Here is a 12,117-nt window from a genome sequence, read left to right as displayed (position 1 = left end):
GTTTTTATCCCGGTGTTGACACATCATCTCATCCACCAACACCCCGAGCTGCTTCTCGCTTTCGGGCACATGCTCCGCAGGTTTGGAACGAGAGAAGCGCTGTATCGCGATGATCGAACAGGGAAGCTGAAGGCAAAGCTTGAGGCCTTACGGGCCGACCTGCTCCATGACCCGAAATACAGGATGGCAGAGGACGAGGAGCGGTTTTGCGCGTTTCTTTCCATGGGAGCATCGCGAAAGGCACGACCCGACAACGACAATCGGGATCAGCAAGGCCGCGATGCGGCATGACCTGAGCATCGCGAACACAGGACACGACTAATGGGACTTCTTGCGCTCGTCTCAGCTGCAACCTTTGTCTGCACGCCCGTTGCCGTCTGGGACGGAGATGGCCCGATCTGGTGCAAGGAGGGGCCGAAGATCCGGATCGCCGGTATTGCAGCCCGCGAAATGGATGGGACCTGCTCGCGAGGACACCCATGCCCGTCGTCCTCTGCAGTGGCGGCCAGAGATGCCTTGGTTCGTTTGCTAGGTGGACCGAAGGGCCAGCGCGACAGTGGTCACATCATCGTGCGGGCGCCAGCGATGCGATGTTCAGCGGACGGGCAGAGCTACGGCCGTGTCGTTGCCAGTTGCAGGCTTTCAGATGGTCGAGACCTTGCTCAAGCGATGCTCGCAACAAAGACGGTTCTGCCTTGGCGATGATGTGCGCTAGGTTGCCCGCATGATGTGAAGGTCAGGACGAATTTACAAAACTCTTCAACTCAGCAAACGGAAGCAGCCGTATCAAGCATGGCCAGCTAATCGCGGACAGACGTGCCGGACTCGCGGTCAAAGCGATCTTCTCGCTTGATGTTGTCGACGAAAGCTTGAAGCACCGCGTTCCGGTCACCGAACACAGTCGCGGATCGAAAATGGTCACGCACTTTCGCTTCGATCTCGGCGACCGTCTGATTTTCAGGGCTGCCAGCTGCCCATTTACGGCCCGGGTGAACCGTATCGAATGGTGACTTATTGTTAGCCCGCGTGGTCGCATCATCGCCATGCTTCCCGAGCCCATAAAGGATGTTCGTCTCATTGTTCCAGATCGGCCGGAACATTCTGATCAGGTGACTTTCAGCGGCTGTCTGATAGCCTGTCTGCACCGCGAGCGCCCTGCATTCGAAGTCCTCGATCTCGATACCTTCGACCTTCTCGATATTGCGGCGATGCTCGTTGAGGCGGTCTGCAAGCTTCGTACCCTGATCGATCGCTGTCTTGGGATTGCCCTTCGGATCGGCCTTGCCGACATAGATCGGCGTCTCGGTCCCGCTGATCGGAGCATAAAGCGGGTTCGGGCCAGTGTAATAGATTGCGTACACGCCGGACCCGTAGAAGCGGGTCAGGCCACCGAGTGGCTTGCGGTCCTGGGCCACCATCGCAAGCGCCACGAAGTTTCCGATGAGACTCGGTTCCGCCGGATCGAAAAAGGCATCGGGTAATTCGTTCGGATCGATCTTCCGTGTAAGGCGCTCAAGACGATCCCGCATCGCGTCGACGCTACCGACCAGCTTCTTGCGCGCCGGGGCTGTCAGCCCCTCAGCTTCGGTGGCCGCAAGCAGCGCCTCGATTTCGGCGAGGATCTTGCTCGCCTTCGTAACTGAAGGATCCCGCGACATGCCTTATTGCTTGGTGCTGTCCGCGCTTTTCAGCGCAAGGGCGACACTGCGCGCCACCCGTTCCGCAAGCGTGACCGGCACCGCGTTGCCAAGCTGCCGCATGGCCTCGGACCAGACCCCTTCGATTCGATAGGTGTCGGGAAAGGTCTGGAGCCGCGCGCTTTCCCTGACCGTGAAATAACGAACCGAACCATCGGGTCGCGAAAGCATGTTTTCTCCCCCGGGAACGCCATGAACGCCGGCCTTCAATGCCTTCGCGGCGTCGTCCATTGGGCTGCCCGTGTGGCCGGGATAGCTGCGGGCGCCGGGCTGGAACCTGTGGCCGGAGATGCCTGAAACTTCGGCCGGGTTGTGCTCAGGGTCGGGCAAGGTTGACAGGGCGTCGCGTACGGTCTGCCAGGGCAACTCCGCGGGTCTTTCGGTCAGCCGTTCCGCTCGGGCCCTGACGCGCTCGGCGTTAGACCACCGCTCCTCCTTGGGCACGCGGTGTCGTTCGAAGTAATCCCCGTGCGCCTGATCCCACAGCAGGGCTTCCTGTGAGTGCGACGCTTCAGGGAAGGACCATTCGATCCCCTGATCCTTCCGGAACCCTACGAAGAACACACGGTGCCGTTTCTGTGGCACGCCATAATCTGCCGCGTTCAGTACTTCCGCGACGAGCCGGTATTCCAAGCCGCGCTCCGCCCGCGAACTCGTGTGATGCCGTTCGAGCCTGCGCAGATGCGTCGACCAGTCCTCGTCTTCCAAAGCGACGAGCTCGGGGTACTGCATCTGTAGCTTGATGTATTCGTAGTAAGAGCTGAAGCGGGCCCGCGTCAGGCCTCGGACATTCTCGAAAATGAAGGCTCGCGGCTTCACCTCGCGCACTGCGCGAACCGCCTCCGGGAACATGTCGCGCCGGTCCGCTTGGGCGCGATGTCGGCCACCAACCGAGAATGGCTGGCAAGGCGGGCCGCCGGACACCAGCTCGATCTTACCCTCGTGCACTGTGAAGTCGGCGTCGCGAACGTCACGCTCGATTTCGAGCGGCCAACGTTTCGCGTCAGCCTGACTGGCTTGACGATTGGCGAGAAGGGTACGCTGGCAATTGGGCTCCCATTCGACAATCCGCTCAGGCTTGAAGCCCGCTCGCCCAATCCCAATGCCGAGACCGCCAGCCCCTGCGAACAGTTCGATCGCTTTCATTGCGCATCATCCAGAAATTGCGAGGATGTTTTCCTCATCCCGTACTCATTCCTAGCCCCGAGTACCCATATCACCAAGGATTTTCAGCCTTGTTTCCGCAGTTCAATCGCGGCGAGGTCTTCGCTAGCCATGGTGCGATGAAACGTGAGTAGCGGGTAGTAAGGAAAGGCGTCTGTGACACCCTTCATGTTGTGCTCAAACCGAAGTGTGTCTGAGTGCTCGCTGAGATGGGCAGCTCATCAGGTGTGCGTCGCCGTGCTTGGCCAGGAAGGCTTGCATGGTTTCGGAGACCGGTGACTCCACCACGAAATCACCAAAGCGCTCCCGAAACACGGCCCAACGGCTGGAGAGGATGCCGCGCCGACGCATCTTTGGCGCGATCCAGACCCACTGGAGACCCCAGAAGGCGGGCTCGTCCCGAGGCTCACGCCACCGAAAGGATATCGCGCCAAGAATGCGGCCCTCCGCGTCGCTCATCAGGAAGCCGTGGACATGCGGATCGTCATCGCCGTCATGAGAATTCCACTGCACGAAGTCGTACCCCTCCTCGCGGCGGAACGCGCGAGCGCGCTCGTACATCTCGAAGTGCTTCCACTGGGAAGACGTCGACCTGACAAGTTCGGGATCGTTCGTTGTAAGCCGCTCTGACAACATTTCCGCCAGCGGCTTCGGGTCGAGCACATGCATCCGACGCTTGTGCTCGCGTCGATGCGCCGCGCTGGAATCGGGATCGCCGCGATACCATGTGTCCCCGCACTCGGGGCAGGTGGTCTCAACTGGCGCGCGGACCTGACGGTACTTCGGCGCCTTCACTTCAAGCTTGTAGACTTCGTCGTCTGAACCAAGCCAGACCTCGTATCGGTGGCCGCTCGCAAGCTTTCCCTTGTTGAACTCTCCTCGGTACCATTCTTGCTCGGACACTAGGACAAGGTGTCCTCGGTCCTTCATTCTGGGAGCCCAGAATATCTGGAGCTCGGGGTCGGTGACGCGCTTCTTCCGCGTGATGGCGGGTCGCAGGCGATCAACGAGTGGCCATGGATCAATGGCGAAACCGAGTGTCTGCAGGTCTAGCAGAAAGGCCGCGGCATCAATCGCACTAAGTGACTGGGTACCGGCGGCGCTGTTTGATCGCATCCTCGGACGCCGATAGGTGGACACCCAGCGATAGCCCATGGCCTCGGACAGTGCCCTGAGATCAACGCGGGAAGCCGATCGCGCCAGGCGGGGTTCGCTATCGTGAACGAGATCGTCGAGTTGATATCCATGCATCCACCCTTCGTCCGCAACCTGCTCGAGGATTGCTTTGGACGAGAATTCGCCTCGGTTCGGCATCGGTTCGCTGAGAGCCAGCCAGGTCGACTTTAGCAGCTCGGGTTCGATGGTGATCATGCGCGCCTCCTCACCTCTCATCGCCTCGCGCGATGCCCTCGTTCATGTTCCCCAGCGGAGCAGCTGCCCATCACAAGCCAGCCTCGTGCCCCAACTCTAAAGCCGCTTCGCCTGCGGGGGTGATCTGAAATCCCATGGTGCCATATGTCTCGTCCGTGGCGTGTTCGATCCAGCCCTTGGCGAGCAGCCCGTCGAAAGTCTTTCGTCCCACACCAGCGAAATGAGCCTCATCCTCGACATCACCCAAGCAGAGCCCGCGCAGCACCTTCATTTCTTTGGTGTTTAGAAGATCAGAGGCCATGTGCATTCCCGTTACCTCCGTAAGGCTTTGAGTCCTGCGATCGTGAAGCCAAAAGGGCTGACCGCTGATGGCGGCGTATGACCTTGCTGACGGTCGAGACTGAAAACCCGACCTCACGAGCGACCGCCGCAAAGCTCTTCAGTTCAGCGTAGAGCTCACAGTAGTATTCGCCGCGTTCTTCGATTTCTTCCTTGGAAACGACGTGTGGCCGGTTGCTGAGACTTGGAGGCTCCAAACCCAAGCCTTTGGTTACGAAGTGGGCCAAAGCATCGGACCGTGTAAGGCGCGGATCGGAGTTAGCCTCGCGCCATTGATCGAGTGCATCAATAAATTTTTGTGGCAGCTTCGCACTGACGGTCTTCATGTCCATAGGCCTCTGTTTTGACCTCAAACGAAGAATGGAGTCGCAGGCCGGGTCCGACCACCCTTGCCCAAAAGTTCTTCTTATGTTCCGAATAACAGAGACGTGATCGCCTGTCACGTTTTCTAGTTAGAGGTGCGACGAAACAGCTATCGTGTCTGAGAAATCGGGTTCGTGATACACCGCAGCCAATAACCTCCCGCCAAGCTGGAAACTCAAATCGGTTCGTCTGCCTTCCGCCGGATCGTCCGATACACGGTGGGCCGCGAGACCTTGAACAGCTTGCCGAGGTCGCTGATCGAGTATTCGCCGGTGGTGTGCATCTTGAGGAGCTCGCGCTGCTGGAGGTTGGACAGCTTGGGCGGCTTGCCGCGGAGCTTGCCCTTGTCCCGGGCGATCTTCATGCCCTCGCGGGTGCGTAGACGGATGAGGTCGCTCTCGAATTCGGCGAAAGTGGCGAGGATGTTGAAGAACATCCGGCCCATGGGGTCGTTGGGGTCGTAGACCTGCTTGCCGAGCGCGAGGCTGACGCCGCGCTTCTCCAGCTCATCGGCGATAGCGCGCGCGTCGGGCACCGAACGGGCGAGGCGATCCAGCTTGGGCACGACGAGCGTCTCGCCGGCGCGGACCGCGGCCAGTGCCTGGGAGAGGCCGGGGCGATCGCGGTTGCGGCCGGTGAGGCCATGGTCGGTGTAGATGCGGTCCTCCGGCACACCGAGTTCGATCAGAGCCCGGCGCTGTGAGGTGAGGTCCTGCTTGTCGGTCGAGCAGCGGGCATATCCGATGAGGGTGTTGGTCATTTGTAACGGATGAGGCCCCTGTGTGAGAAAATAAAGCGTACCACCTTAATGAGAGACCGGGCAAGCCGGATTTGCGGAGGGCAGGGGGGGCTGACCTCCGCTCCCTCAAAAGTGTCCGGTGAGCGATCCCTTCCGGACAAGCCGCAACAAGGTAATATCGCTGTTGCGAGGGGCGGCCGCACTGGCAGCAACGTATCGTTGAGACGCTTTGCGACGATTGCGACATGCGGGCCATTATGTGGTCCATCTGATCGTTTGTGTCTCAGTTTGCATTGTGTTGAATTTCAGGAGCACTCTGGCTAGAGTACGCCCCACGGCCAAGATATGTGCAGTCGGAGCCCGCATGACAGTTCAAGTCAATATCACGCCCAATGGCCGGATGAGTCTCCCGGCTGACATCCGGAAGCGCCTCGGACTTGTGGGCGGCGGCGCAGTCTACATTGATGAGACACCTGATGGTCTCGTGTTGCGAACAGCGGCACAAGCAGTGGCCCGCGCTCAGGCTTTGGCGAAGCAGTACACTGATGGAAATCCGGACGCGACGGTCGAAGCTTTCCTGGCCAAGCGCCGAGAGGACAGCGGAGAGTGAGCGAGATCGTACTGGACGCCTCCGCTCTCATTGCCATGCTGAAAGGCGAGAAGGGTGCCGACAAAGTCGCCGCCGCGATAGCAGACGCCCGTATCTGCACGATCAACTATGCTGAGGTGATCACCCATTTCATCCATCTTGGTATGCCTGAGCGTGAGGTCGACGCTATGCTTGATCCGTTGCCGATGACGATCGTGCCGACCGATAAAGCCTTGGCGCAAATGGCCGGGCGGCTGCGCGCCGTCACTGCCGGTCACGGGCTATCGCTCGGCGACCGCTTCTGCCTTGCGCTGGCGCAGCGTGACGGTCTTCCGGCATGGACCAGTGATCAGAGCTGGAAGGCGGTCGCCGATGCCGTCAAAACCAAGGTCGTTGCCATTCGATGATTTTTAGAGGCTAGGGTAGGGCGGTTGCCATCTCATTGGTGTTTTGTCGCCACAATCCTGCCGGGCAGATTCAGCGGGTTCCTCGCCGAAAGCCGAAGTTCTGAAAGCGACCCCATGTCGGACATCGGGGCTTTGGCAGCCAAGGCCCAAAAGAAGACCCGCGTCCATGCATCAAAAGCCGCGAGCACCAACCTAGTCGCCGTTGGCTCCCAACTTCGACTGGTCATGTCCTTTGGCTCCCTTTCGGTTGATCCGGTAGCGATCACACCTCAACTGCGAGGTGGTCCTCTCTGTTTTCTGATGCCCCGTTCTTCGATCAAGGCTAACATGCACCTGTGAAGCCCAAGATACTCACTACCATCCAAGACTATTCATGGAGCCAGTTCGGAGCCGACGCGTTGGCTGGTGTGACCGTAGCGCTTGTTGCATTGCCGCTCAGCATCGCCATTGCCATTGCATCAGGCGCGCCACCCGCCGCCGGTTTGGTCACCGCAATGGTCGCCGGTTTTCTGATTTCGGCGCTCGGCGGAAGCCGAGTTCAGATCGGCGGCCCGACCGGCGCGTTCATCGTCGTGGTCTATGCCGTGATCCACGAACACGGCTATGACGGATTGTTGCTGGCTACGCTGATTGCGGGGCTGATCCTGCTTATCGCAGGGTTGCTCCGAGCAGGTCGCCTTATCCGCCACGTTCCCGAAGCTGTCATCGAGGGCTTTACTTTGGGAATCGCGGTGGTCATCGCGGTCAGCCAGTTGAAGGATCTTGCAGGCATGACGGGTCCGGCGTTGCCCGCAGATTTCCTGCCCAAGCTCGAAGGGCTATGGGCAATGCGCCAATCAATCGATCCCGTTAGCGTCGCGAGGGGAGTGGGCGCGGTTGCGGCGATCCTTGTCCTGCGTCGTGTCGCACCACGCATTCCGTGGCTGGTGCTGGTCGTGGTTCTAGCCAGCATAGCGACAGCGCTTGGCTTCGCGCCCGTTGAGACCGTGAGCGCGAGATATGGCGCACTTCCCGATGCCCTGCCGATGCCTTCGCTCCCGAATGTCAGCGCGGAACTGCTCATCGCGTTGTTTCCTTCCGCCCTCACAATCGCGTTTCTCTCAGGGATAGAATCCTTGCTTTCCGCAATCGTTGCCGACCGGATGATCGGCGGCGCTCATCGCTCCAATGCCGAGTTAATCGCACAAGGGGCCGCGAACATCGCTTCGCCACTGTTTGGCGGCCTGCCCGCGACCGGCGCGATCGCCCGGACGGCGACCAATGTGAATGCAGGCGGGCGCACACCGGTTGCCGGTATGGTCCACGCCTTGGTCGTGCTTCTGGCCTTGTTGGTCGCCGCGCCACTGGCAGATGCGCTCGCACTGCCAGCGCTAGCCGCCTTGCTGATCGTCACGGCTTGGACGATGAGCGAGCCGCACCGCTGGCCCGAGCGGTTGCGTCTGCCCAAGGCGGACTTGGCTTTGCTGATCGGAACCGCCGCACTTACGGTGCTGGCAGACCTCACTGTCGCCATTGCAGTGGGAACGATGATCGGGCTTGCGCTCAGACTGTCGCGCGGCGAAATCGAAGCGCCGCGCTGGCATACGCCATTTCGCTGGGGCGGTGACAAGCGCGAGAAATGACCCTCAGGAAGTTGCAGCCTAATAGCGAGCGTCGATCACTTCCCAATCCAGATTGGCCATGAACGCATCGATATAGCGCGCGGCGGCGGCGCCGTAGTCCATGTGATAGCTGTGCTCATACATATCGAGCGCGATCAGCGGCGCGCCCGTCACCGCGCTGTGCATGTGGTCCCAGGCCCAGTAGTTGTGGAGCGAGCGCGTGTGCGCGTTCCGGGTCAGCACGCACCAGCCAGAGCCTCCGGCCAGTGACATCGCTGTCCGGCGGAACCACGCTTCCCACGCCTCGAAGCTGCCGAACCAGCTATCGAGCGCTTCGTAGATCGATCCACCCGGATTGCCGTTTCCGCCCAGCCCATCAAAGTAGAGTTCGTGGAGCACGACCGATCCCGTGCGATGCGACTCCTCGCGCTTTAATCCGGAACAGACGACGGTCGGAAAATCGGGATCTGCCATCGCGGCGGCCAGCCGCGTTTCGATGGTGTTGAGGCCCCGCACCGAGCCTTGGTAATTGATCTCCCAGGGCGAGGTAATGAGCCGTTCGGACAGACCATTCAGTTTCGCTGGATCGAACCGCAACGGCCTAGGCGGGTGATTGCCCGCAAAGGCAGCCGCTCACGCCTGTTCCTATGCCGCCGTTCCGCTTGTAGGCGCTCCAAGCCTTGTGTGTCGCTTCGAATCCAAATCATGCGGAGCACTGACATCGGAGGCATCGATGATCAGGTGATTGATCAAGCTTGCTACTTTCCGCGCGGGGCCAAGGTTTCGATGATCTTGCAATCGGCCACCGTCCCGTGACGGCAGGAACCGATGATCCGATCAAGCTCGCCGCGCAGCGCGGTCAGATCGGCAACCTTGCGGTTGATTTCGGCAAGGTGGACGCGCGCAATCCCATCAACCGCATCGCAGGATTGGGCCTTGTCGTCCGACAACGTGAGCAGCTCGCGAACCGCTTCAAGCGTAAAACCGAGATCGCGGGCGCGGCGGATGAACGACAGGCGCGCAAGATGATCATCCCCATAGGCGCGGTAATTGGCACTTGTCCGTGCGGGTGGCGGCAGCAGCCCGATCTTTTCATAATAGCGCACCGTCTCGACCTTTGTCGCAGTGGCGCTCGCAAGTTCGCCAATCTTCATCGCCACACCTCCGCTCTTGACCCTGTAGTTGCTACAGGGTGTAGATAGGCTGCCGACTCGAAGATTGTCGAGAAGGCAGGACGATGGCTGATGTTTGCTGCAAGGCCGCGTGCGGAACGACGGCCACGTTGAATGACCCGCGCTGGCGCAGGGCTTTGTGGATCGCGCTCGGCGTGAACGCCGGCATGTTCGCGGTGGAAATGGCAGCAGGAGCCGCTGCTGACAGCCGCGCGTTACAGGCTGATGCACTCGATTTTCTGGGCGACGCCGCCAACTATGCGATCAGCCTGCTTGTCGCCGGAATGGCGTTGACATGGCGCGCGCGGGCGGCGCTGGCCAAGGGGATCACCCTCATCGGACTGGGCGGTTGGGTCACGATCACCGCGGTTCTGGCGGCGCTCGGGGGCGCTGCACCCGAACCTGAACTGATGGGAGTCATCGGACTGCTCGGGCTCGCAGCCAATGCTGGCGTCGCCATCATGCTCTACAGCTTTCGTACTGGCGATGCGAACATGCGCTCGGTCTGGATATGCTCGCGCAATGACGCGATCGGCAATATTGCCGTAATGACTGCTGCGCTCGGCGTGTTCGGCACCGGGACCGCCTGGCCCGACCTTATTGTTGCAGCGATCTTGGCGGTGCTCGGGATCAGCGGCGGCATTCAGATCGTCCAGCAGGCGCGGCTTGAATTGCGGAGCGTTGCGGCATGAAGATTTCGCGTTCGACGCATATTGGGCTCAAGCCGGAAACCGTGTGGGCCGAGGTACAGACTGCGCGCTTACTGCAGCATATCGCTTGGCCGCTGGTGCATTTTGTTCCGGTCGGTGAAGCGGCGTTCGACAGGTTTCGGCCTGGCGAGCGCAATGAGGTCAAGCTCCGCCTCCTTGGCATCATTCCGTTCGGGACACAGTGGATCGTGACGTCCCAGCACGAAGCTGCCGGCACCGAATGGCCGAAGCGACTGCGCGACGACGGCTATAGTCACCTGATCACAAGGTGGGACCATTGGATTACGGTTGCTCCGGATCGGAGCGGGGGGACACATTACACCGACGAGGTTGAGGTGTCCGCCGGGTTATTGACCCCGCTTATCTGGTCGTTCGCGAAGATCTTTTATTGGCACCGGCAGCGACGTTGGCGGGAGCTGGCCAAAAGCCTAAGCGCGCGGCGGGTAATCGCGGCCGAAATGGCGGCATATCGGTCAGCTGAAGCTTTAGGTAATCATGACCTTGCCTGGCGCCATCTCGAACGGGTGCACATTATTGCGCAGCCCTTTTGGGGCCTCCATCTCGCCAGTCACGGCGCAATGCTGGCCTTTGCCATACGGCAGCGCGATTGGAGCGAAGCACTTGGCCAGATCTTCCGACTGCTTCTGGCACCGATCGGCGCGCTGACGGGAAAGTTGCCGATCGGAAATACCGGGCGGTCGACGGTGAGTGCCTTTCAACCGATGCCAATTCCGCCTGATCTTCTGGAGCTCTTGCAAGACGGGATCGGCGAATGACCTTAAGCGATCACGGTTGCTGTTTCCGGTCAGAACGAGTAGGTCACTAGCGTGCGTGCGATGTTCCTCCTGTTATGGCTGGCTATCGGCCTTGCCTTTGGCGGCGTTGAATCGCCGGCTGCAGCGCATGGTACGAGCGGATACGACAGCGTCATGATGCTGGATGCTCATGCTGATCATGCAAACAGAGACGGGCACGGGAGCGGTTCCAGCGATGACGGTGGCTTATGTCATGGGCTGGTTCATCATCATTGCAGCATCGGACTTGCCAGCGAAGGGGCAAGTGATTTTGGTCTGCCACTGGGCGGCGATACCTCGCATTCAGCCTTGAGCACCTCCGTTCTGAGCTCGTTCGCTCAAGCGCCTCCCCTTCAACCACCGTCAGCCTGAACCCAGTCGCCCAGTGCACTCGGGCCATTGCGCCTGTGTGCCGTTTGCACCTGTGTTCAGGAGTTTTTCCATGCAATTGTTTTTGTGCGTCCCCACCCGGGCCGCGATGCTGGTCGCTGCCCCGCCAGCGCTGGCTGCCTCCCCCATTATAAGCGATAGCGAAATCGAGCACCCACTTGCCGATACTATCCGGCTGATCACAGCCCGGACTGTTGCGGCTAACTCCGGGTCTCTCCCTCTGCGCAGGGCGTATCCCACTCCGAAGACAAGACGCGCTGGCAAAGGTCAATCGTCCGACTTGCCGATTGATCACCCATGCAGGCCAATCTTTATGACGGAGTACCATCTCGATGCATAAGATTTTTCCGACTTTCTTACTAGCCGCTTCATGTGCCTCGATCACCCATGCACAGGTCGGACCGATCGCACCCGTTTCGCAAGATTCTCCAGTTTACACGCTTGACCAGGCAGTCAGTGCAGCTGGCGGATCCGCACCCGCTACGAAAGCAGCCAGTGCGGCGGTCGAGGCAGCGCGCGCGGGTCGCACCGTTGCCGGCTTGCGGCCCAACCCTGTGGTTCAAGGTCAGGTCGAAAACGTTATCGGTTCGGGACCTTTCCGGGGCGCACGCAGCGCGGAAACCACGGTTGGCTTCGCGGTTCCGATTGAACTTGGCGGCAAACGCAGCGCTCGCGTTGCTGTCGCTACAGCCCAGTTAACTCGCACGGAGATCCAATCCGCAATCATAGCTGCGGATGTGCGGTTTCAGGTTACGCAACTTGGCTCTGTTGCAAAAATCGT

General features: G+C 60.3%; 15 protein-coding genes and 1 pseudogene. 8 read left to right on the top strand and 8 right to left on the bottom strand.

Features of this window, described 5'->3' with window-relative positions; genetic code table 11:
• A partial coding sequence (locus H926_RS34430) for a hypothetical protein (protein ID WP_028657452.1) occupies positions 1-291 on the top strand: 291 nt, incomplete at its 5' end.
• A 509-nt stretch (positions 292-800) separates the two neighbouring features.
• On the opposite strand, the gene H926_RS25140 is transcribed toward H926_RS34430, so the two are convergent.
• From H926_RS25140 to H926_RS0101880, 6 genes are all read right to left on the bottom strand, one after another.
• Positions 801-1,658 carry an Eco29kI family restriction endonuclease gene (locus H926_RS25140; RefSeq protein ID WP_022674791.1) on the bottom strand — a complete coding sequence of 286 codons (858 nt, stop codon included), beginning with the start codon at positions 1,656-1,658 and terminating at the stop codon, positions 801-803.
• A 3-nt stretch (positions 1,659-1,661) separates the two neighbouring features.
• Complete coding sequence (locus H926_RS0101895) at positions 1,662-2,843, bottom strand: DNA cytosine methyltransferase (RefSeq protein WP_022674790.1); 1,182 nt, start codon at positions 2,841-2,843, stop codon at positions 1,662-1,664.
• A gap of 195 nt (positions 2,844-3,038) precedes the next feature.
• A complete protein-coding gene (locus H926_RS0101890; RefSeq protein ID WP_148291605.1) occupies positions 3,039-4,232 on the bottom strand; it encodes a hypothetical protein in 1,194 nt (397 codons plus the stop codon).
• 70 nt (positions 4,233-4,302) lie between these two features.
• On the bottom strand, positions 4,303-4,533 hold the full coding sequence (locus H926_RS0101885) for a hypothetical protein (protein WP_022674788.1): 231 nt from the start codon (positions 4,531-4,533) through the stop codon (positions 4,303-4,305).
• Positions 4,523-4,897, bottom strand: coding sequence for a helix-turn-helix domain-containing protein (locus tag H926_RS32180; RefSeq protein WP_148291604.1), 375 nt, complete (start codon positions 4,895-4,897; stop codon positions 4,523-4,525). Before H926_RS32180 ends, H926_RS0101885 begins: the two co-directional genes overlap by 11 nt.
• 212 nt (positions 4,898-5,109) lie before the next feature.
• On the bottom strand, positions 5,110-5,694 hold the full coding sequence (locus H926_RS0101880) for a recombinase family protein (RefSeq protein ID WP_022674787.1): 585 nt from the start codon (positions 5,692-5,694) through the stop codon (positions 5,110-5,112).
• A 343-nt stretch (positions 5,695-6,037) separates the two neighbouring features.
• Here H926_RS0101880 and H926_RS0101875 point away from each other — a divergent pair, with 343 nt between their 5' ends.
• The 3 genes from H926_RS0101875 (at position 6,038) to H926_RS0101865 (ending at position 8,291) form a co-directional block, all read left to right on the top strand.
• Positions 6,038-6,283, top strand: coding sequence for an AbrB/MazE/SpoVT family DNA-binding domain-containing protein (locus tag H926_RS0101875; protein WP_022674786.1), 246 nt, complete (start codon positions 6,038-6,040; stop codon positions 6,281-6,283).
• A complete protein-coding gene (locus tag H926_RS0101870; RefSeq protein WP_022674785.1) occupies positions 6,280-6,669 on the top strand; it encodes a type II toxin-antitoxin system VapC family toxin in 390 nt (129 codons plus the stop codon). The genes H926_RS0101875 and H926_RS0101870 overlap by 4 nt, the downstream gene beginning before the upstream one ends.
• Positions 6,670-7,004: 335 nt before the next feature.
• Complete coding sequence (locus tag H926_RS0101865; protein WP_022674784.1) at positions 7,005-8,291, top strand: SulP family inorganic anion transporter; 1,287 nt, start codon at positions 7,005-7,007, stop codon at positions 8,289-8,291.
• Positions 8,292-8,309: 18 nt separating this feature from the next.
• On the opposite strand, the gene H926_RS25135 is transcribed toward H926_RS0101865, so the two are convergent.
• Both H926_RS25135 and H926_RS0101855 read right to left on the bottom strand, forming a co-directional pair.
• Positions 8,310-8,867: a superoxide dismutase gene (locus H926_RS25135; protein WP_022674783.1), complete on the bottom strand. Its 558-nt coding sequence runs from the start codon at positions 8,865-8,867 to the stop codon at positions 8,310-8,312.
• Between the two features lie 161 nt (positions 8,868-9,028).
• The gene (locus H926_RS0101855; RefSeq protein WP_022674782.1) at positions 9,029-9,424 is read right to left on the bottom strand and encodes a helix-turn-helix domain-containing protein; all 396 of its coding nucleotides are present in this window, start codon (positions 9,422-9,424) and stop codon (positions 9,029-9,031) included.
• Between the two features lie 83 nt (positions 9,425-9,507).
• On the opposite strand from H926_RS0101855, the gene H926_RS0101850 reads away from it, so the two are divergent.
• From H926_RS0101850 to H926_RS34425, 4 genes and pseudogenes are all read left to right on the top strand, one after another.
• The gene (locus H926_RS0101850; protein ID WP_022674781.1) at positions 9,508-10,134 is read left to right on the top strand and encodes a cation transporter; all 627 of its coding nucleotides are present in this window, start codon (positions 9,508-9,510) and stop codon (positions 10,132-10,134) included.
• On the top strand, positions 10,131-10,928 hold the full coding sequence (locus tag H926_RS31445) for a DUF3703 domain-containing protein (RefSeq protein ID WP_022674780.1): 798 nt from the start codon (positions 10,131-10,133) through the stop codon (positions 10,926-10,928). Before H926_RS0101850 ends, H926_RS31445 begins: the two co-directional genes overlap by 4 nt.
• Positions 10,929-11,091: 163 nt before the next feature.
• Entirely contained in the window at positions 11,092-11,259 is a 168-nt protein-coding gene (locus tag H926_RS32920) for a hypothetical protein (RefSeq protein ID WP_022674779.1), read from the top strand.
• Positions 11,260-11,668: 409 nt separating this feature from the next.
• Positions 11,669-12,117, top strand: a pseudogene (locus tag H926_RS34425) (TolC family protein); the annotation flags it as partial.

This window comes from Novosphingobium sp. B-7, from assembly GCF_000410615.1.
Lineage (GTDB): Bacteria > Pseudomonadota > Alphaproteobacteria > Sphingomonadales > Sphingomonadaceae > Novosphingobium > Novosphingobium capsulatum.
The sequence above is the reverse complement of the archived record's forward strand: the minus strand, read 5'-3'. Positions and strand labels throughout refer to the sequence as shown.